The sequence below is a fragment of the Pseudomonas sp. C11 genome (assembly GCF_034683865.1).
Lineage (GTDB): Bacteria > Pseudomonadota > Gammaproteobacteria > Pseudomonadales > Pseudomonadaceae > Aquipseudomonas.
On record NZ_JAWIIP010000010.1, the window covers coordinates 15,669 to 36,136 of the forward strand.

Annotated in this window: 16 protein-coding genes; 7 read left to right on the forward strand and 9 right to left on the reverse strand. The window is 64.2% G+C overall.

What is annotated here, in order from left to right; all coding sequences use genetic code 11:
* Window positions 1–98: 98 nt before the first annotated feature.
* Both fadD1 and fadD2 read right to left on the reverse strand, forming a co-directional pair.
* A complete protein-coding gene (gene fadD1 / locus VC352_RS16605) occupies window positions 99–1,787 on the reverse strand; it encodes a long-chain-fatty-acid--CoA ligase FadD1 (protein ID WP_322980638.1) in 1,689 nt (562 codons plus the stop codon).
* A gap of 585 nt (window positions 1,788–2,372) precedes the next feature.
* Entirely contained in the window at window positions 2,373–4,061 is a 1,689-nt protein-coding gene (gene fadD2 / locus VC352_RS16610; protein WP_322980639.1) for a long-chain-fatty-acid--CoA ligase FadD2, read from the reverse strand.
* A 228-nt stretch (window positions 4,062–4,289) separates the two neighbouring features.
* Here fadD2 and VC352_RS16615 point away from each other — a divergent pair, with 228 nt between their 5' ends.
* From VC352_RS16615 to codA, 5 genes are all read left to right on the forward strand, one after another.
* Entirely contained in the window at window positions 4,290–5,249 is a 960-nt protein-coding gene (locus VC352_RS16615; RefSeq protein ID WP_322980640.1) for a lysophospholipase, read from the forward strand.
* The gene (locus VC352_RS16620) at window positions 5,246–5,716 is read left to right on the forward strand and encodes a MaoC family dehydratase (protein ID WP_322980641.1); all 471 of its coding nucleotides are present in this window, start codon (window positions 5,246–5,248) and stop codon (window positions 5,714–5,716) included. The genes VC352_RS16615 and VC352_RS16620 overlap by 4 nt, the downstream gene beginning before the upstream one ends.
* 209 nt (window positions 5,717–5,925) lie before the next feature.
* Complete coding sequence (gene codB / locus VC352_RS16625; protein ID WP_322980642.1) at window positions 5,926–7,197, forward strand: cytosine permease; 1,272 nt, start codon at window positions 5,926–5,928, stop codon at window positions 7,195–7,197.
* Window positions 7,194–8,417, forward strand: coding sequence for a PucR family transcriptional regulator (locus tag VC352_RS16630; protein WP_322980643.1), 1,224 nt, complete (start codon window positions 7,194–7,196; stop codon window positions 8,415–8,417). Before codB ends, VC352_RS16630 begins: the two co-directional genes overlap by 4 nt.
* Window positions 8,418–8,428: 11 nt before the next feature.
* The gene (gene codA / locus VC352_RS16635) at window positions 8,429–9,664 is read left to right on the forward strand and encodes a cytosine deaminase (protein WP_322980644.1); all 1,236 of its coding nucleotides are present in this window, start codon (window positions 8,429–8,431) and stop codon (window positions 9,662–9,664) included.
* 174 nt (window positions 9,665–9,838) lie between these two features.
* Here the strand turns inward: codA and VC352_RS16640 are convergent, their stop codons facing one another.
* The 3 genes from VC352_RS16640 to yegS form a co-directional block, all read right to left on the reverse strand.
* Window positions 9,839–10,645, reverse strand: a complete 807-nt coding sequence (locus VC352_RS16640; RefSeq protein ID WP_322980645.1) for an MOSC domain-containing protein — start codon at window positions 10,643–10,645, stop codon at window positions 9,839–9,841.
* A gap of 61 nt (window positions 10,646–10,706) precedes the next feature.
* Entirely contained in the window at window positions 10,707–11,639 is a 933-nt protein-coding gene (locus VC352_RS16645) for a chemotaxis protein CheV (protein WP_322980646.1), read from the reverse strand.
* Between the two features lie 97 nt (window positions 11,640–11,736).
* Entirely contained in the window at window positions 11,737–12,651 is a 915-nt protein-coding gene (gene yegS / locus VC352_RS16650; RefSeq protein WP_322980647.1) for a lipid kinase YegS, read from the reverse strand.
* Between the two features lie 175 nt (window positions 12,652–12,826).
* Here yegS and VC352_RS16655 point away from each other — a divergent pair, with 175 nt between their 5' ends.
* Window positions 12,827–13,525, forward strand: coding sequence for a pirin family protein (locus VC352_RS16655; protein WP_322980648.1), 699 nt, complete (start codon window positions 12,827–12,829; stop codon window positions 13,523–13,525).
* Between the two features lie 78 nt (window positions 13,526–13,603).
* Here the strand turns inward: VC352_RS16655 and VC352_RS16660 are convergent, their stop codons facing one another.
* The 3 genes from VC352_RS16660 to VC352_RS16670 all read right to left on the reverse strand — a co-directional run bounded on the left by VC352_RS16660 (window position 13,604) and on the right by VC352_RS16670 (window position 18,460).
* Window positions 13,604–15,163, reverse strand: coding sequence for an FGGY-family carbohydrate kinase (locus VC352_RS16660; RefSeq protein ID WP_322980649.1), 1,560 nt, complete (start codon window positions 15,161–15,163; stop codon window positions 13,604–13,606).
* A gap of 121 nt (window positions 15,164–15,284) precedes the next feature.
* Entirely contained in the window at window positions 15,285–16,862 is a 1,578-nt protein-coding gene (locus tag VC352_RS16665) for a glycerol-3-phosphate dehydrogenase/oxidase (RefSeq protein ID WP_322980650.1), read from the reverse strand.
* Window positions 16,863–16,864: 2 nt separating this feature from the next.
* Complete coding sequence (locus tag VC352_RS16670) at window positions 16,865–18,460, reverse strand: FAD-binding oxidoreductase (RefSeq protein ID WP_322980651.1); 1,596 nt, start codon at window positions 18,458–18,460, stop codon at window positions 16,865–16,867.
* 139 nt (window positions 18,461–18,599) lie between these two features.
* Between VC352_RS16670 and VC352_RS16675 the strand changes: the two genes are divergently transcribed.
* Window positions 18,600–19,637, forward strand: a complete 1,038-nt coding sequence (locus VC352_RS16675; protein ID WP_322980652.1) for an AraC family transcriptional regulator — start codon at window positions 18,600–18,602, stop codon at window positions 19,635–19,637.
* Between the two features lie 135 nt (window positions 19,638–19,772).
* Here the strand turns inward: VC352_RS16675 and VC352_RS16680 are convergent, their stop codons facing one another.
* Window positions 19,773–20,444 (reverse strand): DNA-3-methyladenine glycosylase I, encoded by a 672-nt coding sequence (locus tag VC352_RS16680; RefSeq protein WP_322980653.1) that lies wholly within the window; start codon window positions 20,442–20,444, stop codon window positions 19,773–19,775.
* Window positions 20,445–20,468: the final 24 nt, after the last annotated feature.

Below are 20,468 nucleotides of genomic sequence, written 5' to 3' on the forward strand. Positions count from 1 at the left end.
CGACTGCATGGATGCAGGAAGCCAAATACGCCCTACCGTCCAGATAGCCAGACAACAAAAAACCCGCCGTAGCGGGTTTTCGTTTCAGCAGGCTCGAATCACTTCTTGCCCAGCTTTTTCAGCTCTTCGTCGCGCAGTTCGCGGCGCAGGATCTTGCCGACGTTGGTGGTCGGCAGCACGTCGCGGAACTCGACGGCCTTGGGCACCTTGTAGCCGGTGAGGTTGGCGCGCATGTGCTCCATCACCTGCTCTTTGGTCAGGCTCTCGCCGGGTTTGACCACGATGAACACCTTGATCGCCTCGCCGGATTTCTCGTCCGGAATACCGATGGCGGCGCATTGCAGCACGCCCGGCAGAGTCGCCAGCACATCTTCCAGTTCGTTCGGGTAGACGTTGAAGCCGGACACCAGAATCATGTCCTTCTTGCGGTCGACGATGCGCAGGTAGCCGTCTTCCTGGATCAGGCCGATATCGCCGGTCTTCAGCCAGCCATCGGCATCGAGGATTTCATCGGTGGCGTCCTGGCGCTGCCAGTAGCCTTTCATCACCTGCGGGCCCTTCACGCACAGCTCGCCGATCTCGCCGATGGCCAGTTCCTGGCCGTCGTCGTTGATGATGCGGCACAGGGTCGAGGGCACCGGAATACCGATGGTGCCGAGCTGGATGGCGCTGAACGGGTTGACCGTGGCCACCGGGCTGGTCTCGGTCATGCCGAAACCTTCGCAGATGGCGCAGCCGGTGACATCCTTCCAGCGCTCGGCGGTGGCCAGTTGCAGGGCCATGCCACCAGACACCGTGAGCTTCAGACGGGAGAAGTCCAGCTTGCGGAAATCCTCGTTGTTGCACAGGGCGACGAACAGGGTGTTGAGGCCGACGAAGCCGGTGAAGGGATACTTGGCCAGATCCTTGACCACGGACGGCAGGTCGCGCGGGTTGGTGATCAGGATGTTGTGCCCGCCGATCAGCATCATTGCCATGCAGTGAAAGGTGAAGGCGTAGATGTGGTACAGCGGCAGCGGCGCGATCAGCACCTCGCAGCCCTCGTTGAGGTTAGCCCCCATCAGCTCCTTGACCTGCAGCATGTTGGCCACGAGGTTGCGGTGGGTGAGCATGGCGCCCTTGGCCACGCCGGTGGTGCCACCGGTGTACTGCAGCACGGCGATGTCGCCGTTGCTCGGGTTAGCATCGTTGACGCGCTGGCCACGGCCTTTGGCCAGGGCATCGGTGAGCTTGACCGCCTGCGGCAGGTGGTAAGCCGGCACCATCTTCTTCACGTGCTTGATCACGAAGTTGACCAGCAGACGCTTGAAGGTCGGCAGCATGTCGCCAACTTCGGTGACGATCACCGTCTTCACGCCAGTCTTGGGTACGACCTGTTCGGCCAGATGGGCCATGTTGGCCAGGCAGATCAGCGCCTTGGCACCGGAATCGTTGAACTGGTGCTCCATTTCCCGCGCGGTATACAGCGGGTTGGTGTTGACCACGATCAGCCCGGCACGCAGGGCACCGAAGACCACGACGGGGTATTGCAGGACGTTGGGCAGTTGCACGGCGATGCGGTCGCCGGGCTTGAGATCGGTGTGCTGCTGCAGGTAGGCCGCGAAGTCACCGGACAGCTTGTAGATCTCGCCGTAGGTGAGGGTCTTGCCCAGGTTGCTGAAAGCAGGCTTGTCGGCGAAGCGTTGGCAGGACTCTTTCAGTACCGCGAGGATGTTCGGGTACTGGTCGGGATTGATTTCGGCAGCGACCCCAACGGGATACTTGTCCTTCCAGAAATTTTCGGTCATGGAAGCCCACTCCTAAGCTACAGCTGATCATTACCGCGCCGAGGCGGCTATTTGTTGTGTTTAGCTCGCCAGCCCACTGGCCTTGGGCTCGGAAGCGCGCCGAGAGTAGCAGCTTTGCCAGAGGCTCACCAGCACCACACCCCGGCCACACAGTCATTAAAATGACCGAAAAACACCATTCAGTCACAAGTCATCTACTGCAACACAGAGCGTCGGAAAGCCTCTATCTCGCTAGTTACAGCGGATAGAGCCTAGCTTGAATCGAATCAGGGCGCAGTGTCGAGTTCGGCATTCGGGCGCAAAGCGCAGGCGTGCAGTTACCAAATCACAACAATTGGTCGGGCGACCGATGAGGGACACTTCTAAAAACGTAGACGAGGCAGTCAGCACAATACCGATGGCTGCCCCGCAAAAACAGGCGAAAAACGGTCGGAGTCGCGCTCGACTTTACGAGCTGTAAATGAGCATTTTGACTGGGCTCGCACGCGAGCCTGTTTTTAACGCAGTGATGGCAACGTAGTTAGTTTTTAGAGGTGTCCTGAGGCGGGACAGCCCCACCTCCCGAGTGGAAGATGGGGCTGCGGGTCAGGCGATGTCGCGCAGTTCGCGACGCAGGATCTTGCCGACCGGGGTCATCGGCAACGAATCTTTGAACACGATCTGCTTGGGTACCTTGTAGCCGGTGAAGTTTTCCTTGCAGTAGGCCTTGAGCTCTTCCACGGTCACGCCACCATCACGGGGCACGACGAACAGCTTGACCACCTCGCCGGATTTTTCGTCCGGTACGCCGATGGCCGCGCAGTTGGCCACCTTCGGGTGAGCCATGACCACGTCTTCGATCTCGTTGGGGTACACGTTGAAGCCGGAGACGATGATCATGTCCTTCTTGCGGTCGACGATGCGCACGTAGCCGTCCGGGTCGATCACCGCGATGTCGCCGGTCTTGAACCAGCCCTCGGCATCGAGCACTTCGTCGGTGGCTTCGGGACGCTGCCAGTAGCCCTTCATCACCTGCGGGCCCTTGATGCACAACTCGCCGCGCTCGCCCAGTGCCAGCTCGTTACCGTCGTCGTCGATCACCTTGAAGTTGGTGCCCGGCACCGGAATACCGACGGTGCCCAGGCGCGCCAGACGGCCATAGGCGTTGGCACTGGCGATCGGCGAGGTCTCGGTGAGGCCATAACCTTCCACCACGGAGCAACCGGTCATGGCCTGCCACCGCTCGGCCGTGGCCTTGACCAGCGCGGTGCCACCGGAGTTGGTGACCTTGAAGTTGGAGAAGTCGAGGTTCTTGAACTCGGGGTGATCCATCAGCGCGACGAACAGGGTGTTCAGCCCCAGCAGCGCGGAGAACTTCCACTTGCCCAGTTCCTTAACGAAGCCGGGAATGTCGCGCGGGTTGGTGATCAGCACGTTGTGGTTGCCGTTGACCATCATGCACATGCAGCACACGGTAAAGGCATAGATGTGGTACAGCGGCAGCGGCGCGATCATGATTTCCTGGCCCTGCTTCATCAGCGGCGTGCCGTCGTCGCCGAGCTGGGACAGGCAGGCGTCGGCCTGCAGCATGTTGGCGATCAGGTTGCCGTGGGTGAGCATCGCGCCCTTGGCCACACCGGTGGTGCCGCCGGTGTATTGCAGCACGGCAACGTCCTCCTGGCTGGCCTTGACCGGCGTCAGTGCCTGGCCCTGGCCCTGCTTGAGTACCTGCTTGAAGGCGATGGCCTGAGGCAGATGGTAGTCGGGCACCATCTTCTTGACCTTCTTCACCACGGTGTTAACCAGCCAACCTTTCAGGCTTGGCAGCAGGTCACCCATCTTGGCTTCGATCAGGTAGTCGATCTCGGTGTCCGGCAGCACTTCCTGCACCAGCTTGCCGAACATGTTCAGGTACACCAGCGCGCGTACGCCGGCATCCTTGAACTGATGCTTCATCTCGCGGGCGGTGTACAGCGGGTTGGTGTTGACCACGATCAGCCCGGCGCGCATGGCACCGAACACGGCGATCGGATACTGCAGCACGTTGGGCATCTGCACGGCGATGCGCTCGCCCGGCTTGAGGTCGGTGTGCTTCTGCAGGTAGGCGGCGAAGGCAGCAGAGAGGCGATCCAGCTCGGCATAGGTCAGCGTGACACCGAGATTGCTGAAGGCCGGACGGTCGGCGAAGCGCTTGCATGAGCGCTCGAACACTTCGATGACCGACTTATAGCTGGCCAGGTCGATATCGCTGGGCACGCCAGGGGCGCGTTTGTCGTTCCAGAAATCAGGTTGCATTGTTCTTGTCCTCTTCCCCTGAAGTGATCTGACTGCCCGGAAAGTAGCAGTTCAAAGGCGCTGCGCCTATAGCGCGGAGGCGTCATTGATGGGCTGAATCTCGGTTTAAATGCGGCGATTCGTTACCGATCTTTACCGCAACCGGAAAAACACCATGCAGTGCGCAGCCCTTTGCGCAACGCTGGCCAGGGTGCACAATGCCGCCAGTTTCCGGCACAAGGATTCGCCATGCGCCACAATGCCTTCCCGATGGCCACCAGTGACGGCCTACATCTGCACGTCAATCACTGGCACGGCGACACAGCCCCGCGTGCGGTGGTCATGCTCGCTCACGGCATGGCCGAGCACAGCCTGCGTTATGCGCGCCTGGCCGAGCGCCTGGTCGCTGCCGGCTTCGACCTCTATGCCCATGACCAGCGCGGCCACGGCCGCAGCGCCGAACACGGCACCCTGGGCCACTACGCCGACGAAGACGGCTGGCACAAGGTGGTGGGCGATCTTGCGACCCTCAACCACCACATCCGCCAGCAGCATCCGCAGGCGCCGATCTTCCTGCTCGGCCATAGCATGGGCAGCTATATCGGCATGGCCTACCTGCTCGGCCACAGCTGCAGCCTGCAGGGCGCCATCCTCTCCGGCTCCAACTACCAGCCGGTGGCGCTATACAAGGCCGCGCGGCTGATCGCCGGCTTCGAGCGCTGGCGCCTGGGGCCCAAAGGCCGCAGCAAGGTCATCGACTACCTGTCCTTCGGCTCCTTCAACAAGGCCTTCAAGCCCAACCGTACGGCGTTCGACTGGCTCAGCCGCGACGCCGCCGAAGTGGACAAATACGTGACCGACCCGCTGTGCGGCTTCGTCTGCACCACCCAGTTGTGGTGCGACCTGCTCGAAGGCCTGCAACAGATCACCCCGGTGGAAAACCTGGCGCAGATCGACGCCGACCTGCCGCTGCTGGTAATCGGCGGCGACCGCGACCCGGTCAGCGACGGCACGCGCCTGCAGCACCTGGCCGAAGCTCTCAGCGCAGCCGGCATGCACGACGTGCAGTTGAAACTCTACCCAGAGGCCCGTCACGAGTTGCTCAACGAACTCAACCGCGACGAGGTCAGCGAACATTTGGTCGGCTGGCTCGAGCAAGTGCTCGGCCGCAGCCGGCAATGCCCTACCGATACAAGGAGCGAAGCATGACCCAGGTAACCAACATCCCCTACGAGGCCCTCGAAGTCGGCCAGCAGGCGAGTTTCGAGAAGCAGGTAGAGGAACGCGACGTGCAGCTGTTCGCCGCCGTCTCCGGCGACAACAACCCGGTGCACCTGGACGCCGCCTTCGCCGCCGAAACCATGTTCAAGGAACGCATCGCCCACGGCATGTTCACCGGTGCGCTGATCAGCGCCGCCATCGCCTGCAACCTGCCCGGCCCGGGCACCATCTACCTCGGCCAGCAGCTCAAGTTCACCCGCCCGGTGAAGCTCGGCGACACCCTCACCGTGAAGCTGGAAGTGCTGGAAAAACTGCCGAAGAACCGCGTGCGCATCGCCACCCGTGTGTTCAACCAGGACGGCAAACAGGTAGTGGACGGCGAAGCCGAAGTGCTCGCCCCAAGCGTTGAGCAGACCGTAACCATGCCGCCGATGCCGCAGGTCACCGTCAACTGAGGCGCTGCAAGCTGGTGCGCGGCGGCAGTGCTGCGCACCAGTTTTGTTCTACACTCACAAACCTTGAGCGATCTGGCGCTCCATAAGCGCCTTTCGTTGTGCATATCGCACAAAATCTTTTGATCACTCTGCCAAGCAGCCTGCTGTTCTGCTTTCTGGCACGTCCCCTGCTATCGCCAAGGCCTCACCCTCTTACCGGAGCCAGGTCCATGAGCAACGTCACCCCCGATAGCGATTACCCCCTGAGCGAGGTGCCCAACGGCGCACGCAAGGGGCTGTTCTCCACCGCCATCCTGCTGTTCGGCTTCACCTTCTTCACCGCCACCATGTTCGCCGGCGGCAAGATCGGCATGGCCTTCGATTTCACCACCCTGCTCTGGGCCGCGGTGATCGGTAACCTGCTGCTCGGCCTGTACGCCGCCGTGCTGGGCCTGATCGCCTGTCGCAGCGGGCTGAACTCGGTGCTGATGGGCCGCTTCTGCTTCGGCGAAGTGGGCAGCAAGCTGTCCGACATGCTGCTCGGCTTCACCCAGATCGGCTGGTACGCCTGGGGCACGGCGACCATCGCCATCGTCCTGGTGAAGATTCTTGGCCTGCCCGAAGGCCTGACCATGCCGCTGATGGTGCTGTTCGGCTTCGGTTTCTGCCTCACCGCCTTCGTCGGCTACAAGGGTCTGGATCTGCTCTCGCGCGTCGCCGTGCCGGCCATGCTGGTGCTGCTGGTGGTGTCGCTGTGGATCGCCACCCGTGATATCGGCGGCCTGGCCGGCCTGCTGGCGGTCGAGCCCAAGGAGAGCATGAGTCTGAGCGTGGCTATTACCCTGGTGTTCGGCACCTTCGTCAGCGGCGCCACCCAGGCCACCAACTGGACGCGTTTCGCCAAGAGCGGCCGCGTCGCGGTGCTGGCCAGCCTGTTCGGCTTCTTCATCGGCAATGGCCTGATGATCGTCGCCGGTGCTTACGGCGCCATCGTTTACCAGCAACCGGACGTGGTCGAGGTGCTAGTGCTGCAGGGTCTGTCCATGGCCGCAGTGGTCATGCTGTTCCTCAACCTGTGGACGACCCAGGACAACACCATCTACAACTTCGCCGCAGCCGGCTGCAACCTGCTGCGCACCGGCAAGCGCAAGACCGTGACCCTGGTCGGCGCCGGCATCGGCACCCTGCTGGCCATCGGTGGCATGTACGAGATGCTGATTCCCTTCCTGATCCTGCTCGGCTCGGTCATCCCGCCGATTGGCGGCGTGATCATGGCCGACTTCTTCTACGGCCATCGCGCGCGCTACCCGAAACTGGCCGATGTGCGCCTGCCGGCGTTCAACTGGGTCGGCCTGGGCGCCTACCTGATCGGGGCGCTGAGCGCCTACGTCTCGCCCTGGGTCGCGCCACTGGTGGGCATCGCCGTGGCTGCCGTGGCCTACGTCGTGCTGTTCGAACTGAACAAAGCCCTGGTCGGCCGTCAGCAGGTCGCCGGCGCGTGACCCTGACCGTCGCCGACGTACTCGCCCTACCCGAGCTGGCCAGCATGCGCCTGCGTGCCGGCCAGGCCGGGCGCGACAATGCCGTGCGCTGGCCCTACGTGGCGGAGAACGAAGGCATCGCCGACTGGGTGATGGGTGGCGAGCTGATTTTCGTCACCGGCATCAACCACCCGCGCGACGAAGCCAACCTGCTGCGCCTGGTGCGTGAAGGCCATGAGCGAGTGGTCGCCGGTATGGTCATCCTCACCGGCGCCGAGTTCATCCAGACCATCCCGCCCAGCGTCATCGCCGAAGCCGAGCGCCTGAATCTGCCGCTGATCGAACAGCCCTACGCGCTGAAGATGGTGGTGGTCACCCAGGCCATCGGCACCGCACTAGTTCAGGCGCAGCAGCTCGGCCGTTCGCGCCAGCACGTGCTGGAACAGGTGCTCGACGGCGATTACCAGTCGCTCGACATCCTGCTGCAACGCGGCGACAGCCTCGGCCTGGCTCTGCATGTGCCGCGTCAGGTGGCGCTGCTGCGTCTCGACGGCAGCGAGCAACTGTTCGGCGACCTACCCGACGAAGATGCCGAGCGCCAGCTACAGAGCCGCCAGCAACTGCTGCAACGGCGCCTGGAACAGAGCCTCGGCGAACTCGGTGATGCACTGCCGCTGGTCAGCCAGGGCCGCCACTGGATCGCCCTGCTGCCCTGCCCCGATGCCCACGCCGAAGCGCGCAACCGCCAGGCCATGACTGTGCTGCTCGATGAGCTGCGCCCGCAGCTCGGCCCGCTACGCCTGTTCCTAGGCCTAGGCAGCGCCGGCTGCGATGCGCCACGTTTCGCCCAGGGTTTGGGTGAGGCACGCCAGGCCCTGGCCGTGGCGCAGCGTTTTCCCGAGCGCCTGGGCCTGTGCAGTTTCAATGAATTAGGTGTGCTGGAGCTGCTCGGCGCCATCCGCGACCGCAGCCTGCTCGACCGCTTCGTCGAGCGCGTGGTCGGCCCGCTGATCGGCGACGACTCTCGCCACCAACCGGTGCTGATGCCGACCCTGGAAGCCTGGTTCGCCGAAAACGGCAACCTGGCCCTGGCCGCGCAGCGCCTGAACGTTCACCGCAATACCCTGAGCTACCGTCTACAGCGCATCGAAGCGCTGACCGGCTGCTCGTTCGAAGACCCGCACGACCGCCTGAACATCAGCGTTGCGCTGTTGATCCGGCGCCTGTCGTCGCCTGCCTGAGAGGAAACCTGATGATCATCCACAATGCCCGCCTGCGCGGCCGCGACGGCCTACACCGCATCACCCTGAACGGCGAACGCATCGCTGCCATCGACGCCCAGCACGCCCTGCACCCCATCGCTGAGGGCGATCTGGACGCAGCCGGCAATCTCGTGGTGCCACCCTTCGTCGAGCCGCACATCCATCTCGATGCCACCCTCACCGCTGGCGAGCCGGCCTGGAACATGAGCGGTACGCTGTTCGAGGGCATCGAGCGCTGGGCCGAGCGCAAAGCGCTGGTCACCCACGAAGACACCAAGACCCGCGCCAAGAAGACTATCGACATGCTGGTCGACCACGGTATCCAGCACGTGCGCACCCACGTCGACGTCACCGACCCGACCCTGGCCGCGCTCAAGGCCATGCTCGAAGTGCGCGAGGAAACCCGCCACCTGATCGACCTGCAGATCGTCGCCTTCCCGCAGGAGGGCATCGAGTCCTACGCCAACGGTCGCGCGCTGATGGAACAGGCCATCGAGCTGGGCGCCGACGTGGTCGGCGGCATCCCGCATTTCGAGAACACCCGTGACCAGGGTGTGTCGTCGATCAAGTTCCTCATGGATCTGGCAGAACGCACAGGCTGCCTGGTGGACGTGCACTGCGACGAAACCGACGACCCGCAGTCGCGCTTTATCGAAGTGCTGGCCGAGGAAGCCCGCGTGCGCGGCATGGGCGCACGCGTCACCGCCAGCCACACCACGGCCATGGGCTCCTACGACAACGCCTACTGCTCCAAGCTGTTCCGCCTGCTGAAGATGAGCGGCATCAGCTTCATCTCCTGCCCCACCGAAAGCATCCACCTGCAGGGCCGCTTCGACACCTACCCGAAACGCCGTGGTTTGACCCGCGTGGCGGAGATCGACCGCGCCGGGATGAACGTCTGCTTCGGCCAGGATTCCATCGTCGACCCCTGGTACCCGCTGGGCAACGGCAACATCCTGCGCATCCTCGAAGCCGGCCTGCATATCTGCCACATGCTCGGCTATGAAGACCTCAAGCGCAGCCTGGATCTGATCACCGACAACTCGGCGCGGGCGCTGAACCTGGGTGAAGGTTATGGGCTGGAAGTGGGTCGCCCGGCCAACCTGCTGATCCTCTCGGCGCCGGACGATTACGAGATGGTGCGCAGCCAGGGCCATGCGCTGGTGTCGGTGCGCCACGGCAAGGTGCTGATGCGTCGCACCCCGGCCAGCATCGAGCGCGCCTGAAGGCACAAAGGGCGTGCCCGACCCTTATTCGCGATAGTTTTTGCTCAGTGCCCGGCATGATCGCGAATGAATTCGCTCCTACAAAAGGCGCACGGTCGTGTAGGAGCGGATTTATCCGCGAATGGGTTGGCGCCGTAGCCGCATCTATGACTGGGCGCCCTCCACTGGCCGATCTTATTCGAGCACTTCCACCGGCATGCCGACCTGTAGTTCGCCGACGCCGCGCGGCAATAGGTTCTGGCCGAAGTACACGTCGCCTTCGCGCTCACGGTAAGTCTTGAGGGTGGTCAGGGGCTCACGGTCGGCGCTGCGTTCGCCGCTCTGCGGGTCGACCGTGGTGAGGATGCACCGGGTGCACCCCTTGGCCACCTCGAACTCCACCTCGCCGATGCGGATGCGTTTCCAACTGTCCTCGGCGTAAGGCTCGCTACCGACCACCACCAGGTTGGGACGAAAGCGCAGCATCGACAGCGGCCGACCGACACGCTGCGCCAGGTCATCCAGCGAGGCCTGGCCGATCAGCAGCAGGGGGAAACCATCGGCGAAGGCCACGCGATCACCCGGCAGGGCATAAGCCGTGTCGACCTGACGGGTGCGAGTTTCAGGCACCTGCACCAGACGGCACGGCCGACCCAGCAGCTCGCTGAGCCAGGCCGCCGCTTCATCGCCGGCATCCGGTACCTGCAGGCTGTCCTGCCAGACGGTTACGCCGCGAAGATCCTGCTCGGGATCGGGCACCGCCACCTCCAGCTCACCATGCCCGGCAGCACTGAGGGTCAGGCCACCACGCAGGTTGTAAAGCGCGGAGAGTTGGCTCATCTGCGGCAAAAGACGCTGGGTGATGAAACGCCCGTTGGCAGCATCGACCACCATCCAGCGGCGATCGCCGCTCAGCCCGAGGCCGTCGACGGCGCAGCGCTGCAGCACCTCCCCGCGACCGGACTTGAGTGGATAGCGATATAACTGCGAAAGACTCAACATGACGCGATTCCCTTGCCGGCAAAACGTCCTTATACGAATTGCCGGCGGGCATCACAAGCGATCAGGCAGGCTCGTCGAGTGTGAGGCGGGTACGAATGACCTCGACCAGCTTGTCCGGCTGGAATTTGGAGAGGAAGCCGTCGCAGCCAACCTTCTTCACCATGGCTTCGTTGAAGCTGCCGGACAACGAGGTGTGCAGCACCACGTAGAGATCCTTCAGGCGTGGGTCGCTTCGGATCTCGCTGGTCAGGCGGTAGCCGTCCATTTCCGGCATCTCGGCGTCAGTGAAGATCATCAACAGTTTGTCGGTCATCACTTCGCCGGTGTCGGCCCACTTCTTCAACAGGTTGAGGGCCTTGAGGCCGTCGCTGGCCATGTGCAGGCGAATGCCAAGCTGGGTCAGGGTGTCGCGCAGTTGACTGAGCGCCACGCTGGAGTCGTCGACCAGCAGCACTTCGCGGCCGCGAGCCTTTTCCAGCAGCGGGTCAGCGAGCTTCTCGGCCGATACCTTGGTGCTCATGGGGACGATTTCGGCCAGTACCTTCTCGACGTCGATCACCTCGACGATCTGGTCGTCGACCTTGGTGATCGCGGTCAGGTAGTGCTGGCGACCAGCCCCACCGGGCGGCGGCTGGATCGACTCCCAGTTGAGGTTGAGGATGCGATCGACGCTGCCGACGAGGAAGGCCTGCACCGAACGGTTGTACTCGGTGACGATGATGGTGCTGCGCTCATCCGGTACCAGCGGGCGCATGCCGATGGCTTGCGACAGGTCGATCACCGGCAACGTATGACCGCGCAGGTTGACCACCCCGCAGACATAGCGATGCCGCTGAGGCATGAGCGTCAGCTTGGGTAGTTGCAGCACCTCTTGCACCTTGAACACGTTGATCGCGAACAACTGGCGTCCGGCCAGGCGGAACATGAGGATTTCCAGACGGTTTTCACCGACCAGTTGTGTACGTTGATCTACTGAATCAAGGATGCCGGCCATCATGCGCTCCCGTGGTGTTTAGTGAGTCTAGCCTGCCTTTCGCGTTATCGGCAGACTGCCGGCGGACTAAAGATTGCTGGCGCGCAGCCATCATGCCTCAGCCCCGTGCGCCTGACCAGTGATGCAGCAGCGGCGACCGTTCCGGCAAATGCAGGCGCAGCGCAGCGGGTTTGACGGCGAAACGCAGGCTGCTGCTTTCCAGCGGTTCGCCATCGAGGTTGAGATCCAGCCCTTCCGGCGCGTCCACCTCCAGCCAGGGTAGGCGCGCGCTGACGGCCACGCTCTGCAGACCATGAATACCGCCGGAGAGCAGCGTTCCAAGCGTACCGACCGCATCCTGCGCCGCCGGCACGATGCACACGTCCAACAGGCCATCGTCGACCGTCGCCTCGGGGCACAGCAGGTGCCCGCCCCCGGCCTGACGACCATTGCCGATGCCCAGCGCAAGAAACTCTCCCTCCCACTGGAAATCCGGCCCGCGAAAACGCCCGACAGCCGGACGCACTTCGGAAAAACGAGTGAGCCCGGTGAGCAGATAGGCGGCGCCGCCGAGGACTTTCTTAAGCTCCTCCGGTGTATTGGCCGTCACGTTCGAGCCGAAGCCGCCCGTGGCCATGTTGAGGAAGGCACGCTCGCCCGCCAGACCGATATCCACCGCGACCGGCTCGACCTCGAGCAACGCCAGCGCTTCAGCCGGCACCAGGGAAATACCGGCCGCATGGGCGAAGTCATTGGCGGTGCCCAGTGGCAGCAGTACCAGGCTGGCCTGGCTATCGGCCTTGATCATCGCCTCGACCACATCGCGCAGGGTTCCATCGCCACCGCTGGCGATCAGGGTCGGGTAGCCCGCCGCCAGGCCTTCTTCCACCAGGCGTTCGGCATCGCCGGCCTCCCAGGTCAGGCGTACCGCCAAGTCACAGCCACGCTCACGCAAGGCCTGCACTGCAGCCCTTACCTCGCCATTCAGCGCCTGCTTGCCATGCAGTATCAGCCAGGCCTTGCGTTCGTTCATCGTGGTTCTCCTTGATTCACCCGCGCAAGCCTAGTGCTTCGACCCGCCGCCGATTTATCAATTATTTAGATATTTATGTGAATAAATTTGCGCTTTTAAATCAGTTGATACGAAACGATCATTCACCCATCGACACTGCACGGGACTCCGCCCGTGCGTGACTGGAGGATTGACCATGATCGATGTACGTCCGTTCGAACAACTCGGTGGTGCTCACCACGGCTGGCTGAATGCCCGTCACCACTTTTCCTTCGCCGAATACTATGACGCCGAGCGGATGAACTGGGGCCGCCTGCGTGTCTGGAATGACGACGAGATCGCACCGCATTCGGGGTTCCCGCCGCACCCGCACCGCGACATGGAGATCATCACCTACGTCCGCGAAGGCGCCATCAGCCATGAGGACAACCTGGGCAACAAGGGCCGCACCGAAGCCGGCGACGTGCAGGTAATGAGTGCTGGCACCGGCATCGCCCACAGCGAGTACAACCTGGAGGATGAAACCACCAAGATCTTCCAGATCTGGATTCAGCCGAATCAGGCCGGCCTGCCGCCCTCCTGGGGCGCCAAGCCTTTCCCCAAAGGTGACCGCGCCGGGGCCTTCGTCACCCTGGCCAGCGGTTACGAGGAGGATGTCGACGCCCTGCGCATCCGCACCGACGCTCGCCTGGTGGCAGCCACGGTCAAGGCCGGACAGAGCGCCGAGTACAGCCTGCAGCCGGGGCGCAAGGCTTATCTGGTCGGCGCTACCGGTGCCTTCAAGGTCAACGGCGTGGCAGCCAAGGCGCGTGATGGCGTGGCCGTTGCGGATGTCGAGGTGATCCGCGTCGAAGCGCAGGAAGACAGCGAGATCGTGCTGGTGGATGTCGCCTGAGCCCCCCATCGCCCTCCACTGTGGAGGGCGATTGGTTTCTGTAGGAGCGCCGCCCGCCCTCCTCTCACAACATTTTTCCTACGCCGGGTAACCAGTGATCTTGCGAATGCGCTGATACAGCGGTTTGAGCTGGCGGTACATGCGCTGGTAAACCTGCCCGTAGAGCTGCTGGTAAACGCGCTGGGCCTCCGGGTTCGGCTGGAACACCTGGCCGACGCGGGTCATGGCGGCGATGGCGCTCGGGTAATCAGGGTGCAAACCCAGGCCCACCGCACAGTTGATCGCCGCGCCCAGGCCGCTGGTTTCGTACAGATGCGGCCGCTCGGCCGGCAAGCCGAAAATGTCCGCGGTCAGCTGCATCGCCGCATCGCTCTGCGAACCACCACCGGACACGCGCAGGCGCTCGATACGGGTGCCAGAACGTTTTTCGATCCGTTCCTTTCCCTGGCGCAGGGCGTAAGCCAACCCCTCCAGAATCGCCCGATACAGATGCGCGCGGGTATGCACATCGCCAAAACCGATGATCGAGCCCTTGGCCTCCAGCCCCGGCTCACGAATGCCCGGTGTCCAGTACGGCTGCAGCATAAGGCCCATGGAGCCTGGCGGCACGGCGTTGACCAACTCGTCGAACAGCGCCTCGGGCGGCACGCCCAGCGCCTCAGCACGCTGCATCTCGCGCAGGCCGAACTCGCGTTTGAACCAGCTGACCATCCAGAAGCCGCGATAGATCATCACCTCGGTGTTGAAGTGATCGGGCAGCGCCGCCGGATAGGGCGGGATCAGCGGGATGGTTTCCAGGTAACGGCTACGGGTGGTGTTGATGGTCGCGGTGGTGCCATACGAGAGGCACGCCGTACTGGGTTGCAGCGCACCGGAACCCAGCACCTCGCAGGCCTTGTCGGCGCCGGCGGCAATCAGCGGCAGGCCCTCGGGAATACCGGTATGGCGGCTGGCCTCGGCACTGATCTGACCCAGTCGCTCGCCCGGTTTGAACAGCTCAGGCAGTTGCTCACGGCGCACCTTCAGCGCCTGCCACTTCCAGTCGCCGGTCGCAGCCCAGCGCAGACGCTTGTAGTCGAACGGCAGGTAGGCCACGCAACTGCTGGTGGAATCGACGAAGCGACCGCAAAGGCGATGGGTGAGAAACCCTGAAAGCAACAGCACCTTGTGCGTGCGTGCCGCGATGTCCGGCTGATACTGGGCGACCCAGTTGACCTCGGCCTGGCCACGGAAATGATCGACCGCCTCTTCGGCGCGCACCAGTTTGAACAGCCAGCCCCACAGACCCTTGATCCGCCCGGCCACCTCGGCACGACGCTGGTCGAGCCAGAGAATTGCCGGGCGCAGCGGCGTGCCCTGCTCATCGACATGGATGATGCTGCCGCGCTGGGTGGTGACGGCGACGCCTCTGATCTGGCTTCGGTCGATATCCACCTGCTGCCACAGCAGGCGGCAGGCTTCACCGAGGCTGGCCCAGTAATACTCCGGATCCTGCTCGGCCCAGCCCGGCTGGCTGGAGAAATAGGGATCGAGCTCGACCTTGCCCTTGGCGAGCAGGTTGCCGTTGGTATCGAACAGCAGCGCCCGCACGCTCTGGGTGCCGTTGTCGATGCTCAGCAGGTAGCTTGGTTCGCTCAAGGTGTGACCTCTGCTTGGAATGCACGGTATTGCTGTAGGAGCGAGCTCTGCTCGCGAACGGGGATGGCGCAAAAGCTTCGCGAGCAGAGCTCGCTCCTACGGAAAGTCGGCAGCGCCATCATTAAGTCTCTGGCAGGCTGTAGCAGCGTTGCCACAACGCCAGGTAATCCGTCTCTTCCTGCTGCCAACGCGCATCGCTCCAGCCAAGCCGTGGTTGGCACAGCGCGCGGATACGCGGCAGCTCGGCGCGCCCGCCGCCCGCCAGCAACAGGCCCAGCCGTGTGCGGCGCAGCAACAGGTCGTCCAGGTGCAGCACCAGCTCGCCTTCGGCAGCCCAGGCCAACTCGGCCCACAAGGTGTCGGTAGCGGCGACACAGTCAGCGCCGATTTGCTCGATTAGCCGCAGCACTTCCTTCAGTTGTCGGCCATGGCGGCCAAGCAGTCGGCGTTGCTGCGCCAGACTCAGGTGCGGCATGGCTGGCGGCGTGCAGTCACGGAATACGGCGCAGCCACGATCATCCACCGGCTTGCCGACGAATCCGGCACAGGCACGCAGCACCTCCAGCGCCAGCAGGCGGAAGGTGGTCAGCTTGCCGCCGGCCAGGGTCACACTGCCCGGCTCGATCCACAGCGCGTGCTCGCGCTTCTCGTCCGAGGGTTTCAGCCCGGCATTGCCATCGCTCACCACCGGGCGCACGCCCGCCCAGGTCGATAGCACGTCGACGCGGCTCACCTGCGCAACCGGGAACTGCTGGGCGCAGGCTGCTAGCAGGTAATCGGCCTCTTCTCTGCTGATCGCTGCCTCGGCGTCCAGATCGCCCGCGTGATCCAGATCGGTGGTGCCGATCACCGTCGCGCCTTCCCAGGGGAAGACGAACACTGGCCTGCCATCGCTCTCGTGCATAAAGCTGAAGGCATGCGCCACCGGCAGGCGCCAGCTCGGCAGCAGCAGGTGACTGCCACGCAGCGGACGGATGTGGCCATTGCCGGGCTGACGCAGGCGATCAGCCCAGGCACCTGTGGCTTGTGCCACGGCGCGGCTGCACAGGCGGTACTGAGTGCCCGTTTCCACATCCTCGGCGAGCACGCCGACCACCTGCCCCGCCTCGCGCAACAACTCGACCACGCGCATGCCATTGAGCGCCTCGCCGCCTTCGGCACGCGCCTCGCCCAGCACGCGCTGCACCAGGCGGGCATCATCGGTCACCGCATCGAAGAAGCGCGTGCCACCGAGCAGACCGTCCTCGCGAATGCCCGGCGCCAGGTAACGCAGTTGCTGCAGCGGGTAGAACAGATGATTACGTTTGCCGGCCAGCGCGTCGTAAAGGCTAAGCAGGCCGCCGAACACCTTCGGCCCGGGAAAACCGCCGCGGTAGTGCGGCATGACGAAACTCAGCGGCTCCACCAGCCCAGGCGCCTCGCCGAGCAGTCGCTGGCGCTCGCGCACCGAGTCGCGGGTCAGCCCCAACTGCCCCTTGGCGACGTAGCGCAACCCGCCATGCACCATCTTCGACGAGCGGCTGGAGGTGCCCCAGGCGAAGTCGCGCTGCTCCAGCAACAGGCAGCGCCAGCCGCGCCGTGCCGCCTCACGGAGGATGCCGGCGCCGCAAATGCCACCGCCGATCACCAGCAGATCCCAGTCGCGCGCGGCCAACTCAGGCAGCGCGCGCGTGCGCCAGGTGGCGTTCCAGGGCTCCATGCTCAGTCCTGCAGCAACACGCCAGGCGCCAGGCGCTGGTCGGGGTCGAAATGCGTGGCCAGGCTGCGCAACGTGGCCATGCCCAGCTCGCCCTTCTCCGCCGCCAGATACGGAGCATGGTCGCGACCGACGCCGTGCTGGTGGCTGATGGTGCCGCGATTCTCGGCAATGGTGCGGCTGGCCGCTGCTTTCAAGCGCTGCCAGCGCGACATGGCTTCGGCGTAGTCGCTGCCGGGGCGGAACACGTAAGTGGTGTAGATGCTCGAACCTTCGCCATAGACGTGCGATAGGTGGCTGAACACGTGTACCCGCTCGCCGTCACCGGTCAGCTCGTCACGCAGGCTGGCCTCGACCTTGTTCAGCAGGTTGTCGACGTTGGACCAGTCGGTGGCGGTTTCCAGAGTGTCGACCAGGTAGCCGCGCTCCCACAGGCCATGGCGCAGGTAGGGGAAGCGGAAACGGTTCTGCTCCCACTTCTTGCCCAACAGGGTGCCGGTGAACACGCCGCCAAAGCCTTTCAGCAAGCGCCGCGCCTGTTTCAGCGAGGCAGCGTTCTGCACCCGACTGCCGGTGACGCCGAAAGTCAGCATGCACTTGCCGTCACGGGCGCCGCGCAGGGCCAGGTATTTCTCCAGCAGCGCGATCTGCTGCGGGTGACCGGCCAGGGCCAGTTGGGTACGGGTTTCGATGGCGTTGGACAGGCGCAGCATGGACAGCGGCACCCGCGCCTGGGCCAGGCTGCGAATGGCGCTCAGCGCCTGCTGCCAATTGGGCAGGAACACCGCGTAGAAACGCTCCTGCTCGGCCAGGCGACTGATGCGCACGCGCACTTCGGAGATCACCCCGAAGCGCCCTTCCGAGCCCATCACCAGCTCGCGCAGATCGGGCCCGGCCGCCGATGCCGGGAAGGTTGGAATCTCCAGAGTGCCGGCGAAGGTTTCCAGCTTGCCGCCGGCGAACAACTGCTCGATCCGCCCGTAACGCAACGATTGCTGGCCGCTGGAACGGCTGGCGACCCAGCCACCGAGGGTCGACAATTCCCAGGACTGCGGAAAATGCCCCAGGGTGTAGCCACGGGCGCGCAGTTGGCTTTCCACCTGCGGGCCATTGGCGCCGGGGCCGAAGGTGGCGATCAGGCTGTCTTCGTCGATATCCAGCAGACGCGTCATGCGCTCCAGCGACAGGGTCAGCACCGGGCGCTGGCCGGCCTGCGGGTTGATATGGCCGGCCACCGAGGTGCCGCCGCCGTAGGGAATCAGGGTGACGTCATGCTGCTGCGCCCAGGCCAGCAAATCACGAATCTGCTCGGCACTTTCCGGGCAGGCGACGCCATCGGGAAACAGGCCAAAGTCCCCAGAGCGCATCGCCAGCCAGTCCGGCAGGCTCTGACCACGGGCGTGGCGCACGCGCACTTCGGCATCAACGCTGATCAGCGGATGCGGCGCCAGGCGCGACGCCGGCACGCGCGCCAGCACCTCCTGCAGGCTGGCGTCGGCCAGACGCTGGCCCGGCCCGACCAGCTCGGCGAGAAAAGCCTCGCCATGGGCTGGCAGTTCCACTTCGGTCGCCTCGTCACCCCATCCGTTCCAGCGTCGCATCGCATCCCCCATTCCGATCAGCACTTATGGCTGCCTATACTAGCCAGCCGCCGCCGGCCGTCACTGTCGGATGGTGACAGCCGTTGTCGCCAATCAAGCCAGGCGTCGCGTCGCTTCAACCACAGAACAAGAAGAATCCATGGAAAACCTCGGCTACACCTCGGTTCCCGCCCTGCTCAAGTACCTGCGCCAGGCCGAACAGCTCGGCCTGGACATCGACCGCGCCCTGGCCGCTGCCGGCATTGGCGCGCAGGATCTGGCCGACAATGGCAAGCGCATGCCCGGCGAGGTGCACGAGCGCCTGCTGGCGCATCTGGTCGAGGTGTCCGGCGATCCCCTGTTCGGCCTGCACTCGGCGCGTTTCGTCCAGCCCGGTTCGTGGAGCGTGCTCGGCTATATCGCCATGAACTGCGCGACTCTTGGCGAAGCCATGGGCCGCATCGTGCCCTACGAAAAGCTGGTGGGCGACATGGGCACCAGCCGTATCGAGGCGGCCGAGGATCACGTGCGGCTGATCTGGAGCTGCCGTCACCAGGCACCGGACGTGCGCCGCCACATGGTCGAGAACGTGCTCGCCTCCTGGCTGCTGTACGCCCGCTGGATCGCCGACTCCGAACATTCGCCGCGTGAGGTGTGGTTCGAGCACGCGCAACCGGCCGCTACCGACCTGGCCGAATACCAGCAGCTGTTCGGCTGCCCGGTGCTGTTCGAACAGCCCTGTAACGCCCTGCTGGTGCCGCTGGACTACCTCGGCGTACCGCTGCGCCAGGCCGATGCCAACCTGCTACGCACGTTGGAAGAACATGCCCTGGCGCTGATGGCCGGGCTGGACGACGACGAGCCGCTGCCACGCCGGGTCAAGAATGCCCTGCGCCTGCTGCTCAAGGACGGCCTGCCGCGCAAGGAACGGGTGGCGGAGAAGTTCGACATGACCGTGCGCACGCTGCAGCGCCACCTGCAGCAGGCCGGCACCAGCTACCAGCAGATTCTCGACGAGCTGCGCCAGGAGTTGGCCGAGCACTACCTGCTGCGCAGCGACCTGGCGATCCAGGACATCGCCTGCTACCTGGGCTTTACCGAGGCACGCTCGTTCCACCGCAGCTTCAAGGCCTGGACGGGGCAGACGCCGGGCGAGTTTCGCGAGGCACGGCGCGGCCGCGAAGGTTTGCTGTCGTAATTCGGGAACCCTTGCGCGAGCGGCCCCGGATTGCATCCGGGCTACGACCACAAAGTCGCCGCTAAAGCGCCTCCCACAGGGGCGCTGGAGCGTGGGAGGAGCTTTAGCCGCGACCGCGGGTCAACAGAGCGACGCTTAGTGATTGACCGTATGCGCCAGCATCACCGATAGCTGACACAGCGGCCGGCCGCTTTCCGCGTGCCACTGATTGAAGGCAGCCTGCACAGCGGCCAGGTCTTTCAGGCTGGTCGGTGCCTTGTCGATCACATCCTGCGCCTTTAGCGCGGCGACCATGTCATCGGTCGGGATGAAGGTGTCCTTACCCGCCATACGCAGGAAACGCGGCGCCGACAGACCACCGAGCTGATTGCCGTGCTTGGCCAGGTACTTCCACAAGCCAACGATATCGGTCACTGGCCAGTCGGCGATCAGTGCACCAAAGCTACCTTTCTCGCGGCGTACGTCGAGAACGAACTGCGCGTTGCGCGGCACGCTCTTGAGCTTGCCCAGGTGGCGGATCAGCCGTGCGTCCTGCATTAGATTCTCCAGGCGCTCGGCGCCCATCAGCACCACCTTTTCCGGGTCGAAGCCAAAGAACACCTGCTCGAACGCCGGCCATTTGGCGTCCACCAGGCTGTGCTTGAGCCCGGCGCGGAAGATGCGCAGGCTGATCAGCGACAGGTAGCGGTCATCGCTCAGCGCGCGCAGCTCGGCCTCGCTGCGCGGCTGCGGCAGCATGGCCTCCAGTGCCTTGGCCGAGCCGAAGCGATTGAGGCAGAACTCGTGCAGCCACTTGTAATCACGCATGAATCGAATCCTTCATAAAACGGA

Coding starts and splice junctions, on each gene's coding strand:
- VC352_RS16645 (WP_322980646.1), bottom strand. CDS start 11,639: ATGGCCGGCATCCTTGATTCAGTAGATCAACGTACACAACTGGTCGGT.
- fadD2 (WP_322980639.1), bottom strand. CDS start 4,061: ATGCAACCTGATTTCTGGAACGACAAACGCGCCCCTGGCGTGCCCAGC.
- codB (WP_322980642.1), top strand. CDS start 5,926: ATGAGCAACGTCACCCCCGATAGCGATTACCCCCTGAGCGAGGTGCCC.
- fadD1 (WP_322980638.1), bottom strand. CDS start 1,787: ATGACCGAAAATTTCTGGAAGGACAAGTATCCCGTTGGGGTCGCTGCC.
- VC352_RS16620 (WP_322980641.1), top strand. CDS start 5,246: ATGACCCAGGTAACCAACATCCCCTACGAGGCCCTCGAAGTCGGCCAG.
- VC352_RS16680 (WP_322980653.1), bottom strand. CDS start 20,444: ATGCGTGATTACAAGTGGCTGCACGAGTTCTGCCTCAATCGCTTCGGC.
- VC352_RS16640 (WP_322980645.1), bottom strand. CDS start 10,645: ATGTTGAGTCTTTCGCAGTTATATCGCTATCCACTCAAGTCCGGTCGC.
- VC352_RS16615 (WP_322980640.1), top strand. CDS start 4,290: ATGCGCCACAATGCCTTCCCGATGGCCACCAGTGACGGCCTACATCTG.
- yegS (WP_322980647.1), bottom strand. CDS start 12,651: ATGAACGAACGCAAGGCCTGGCTGATACTGCATGGCAAGCAGGCGCTG.
- codA (WP_322980644.1), top strand. CDS start 8,429: ATGATCATCCACAATGCCCGCCTGCGCGGCCGCGACGGCCTACACCGC.
- VC352_RS16675 (WP_322980652.1), top strand. CDS start 18,600: ATGGAAAACCTCGGCTACACCTCGGTTCCCGCCCTGCTCAAGTACCTG.
- VC352_RS16665 (WP_322980650.1), bottom strand. CDS start 16,862: ATGGAGCCCTGGAACGCCACCTGGCGCACGCGCGCGCTGCCTGAGTTG.
- VC352_RS16655 (WP_322980648.1), top strand. CDS start 12,827: ATGATCGATGTACGTCCGTTCGAACAACTCGGTGGTGCTCACCACGGC.
- VC352_RS16670 (WP_322980651.1), bottom strand. CDS start 18,460: ATGCGACGCTGGAACGGATGGGGTGACGAGGCGACCGAAGTGGAACTG.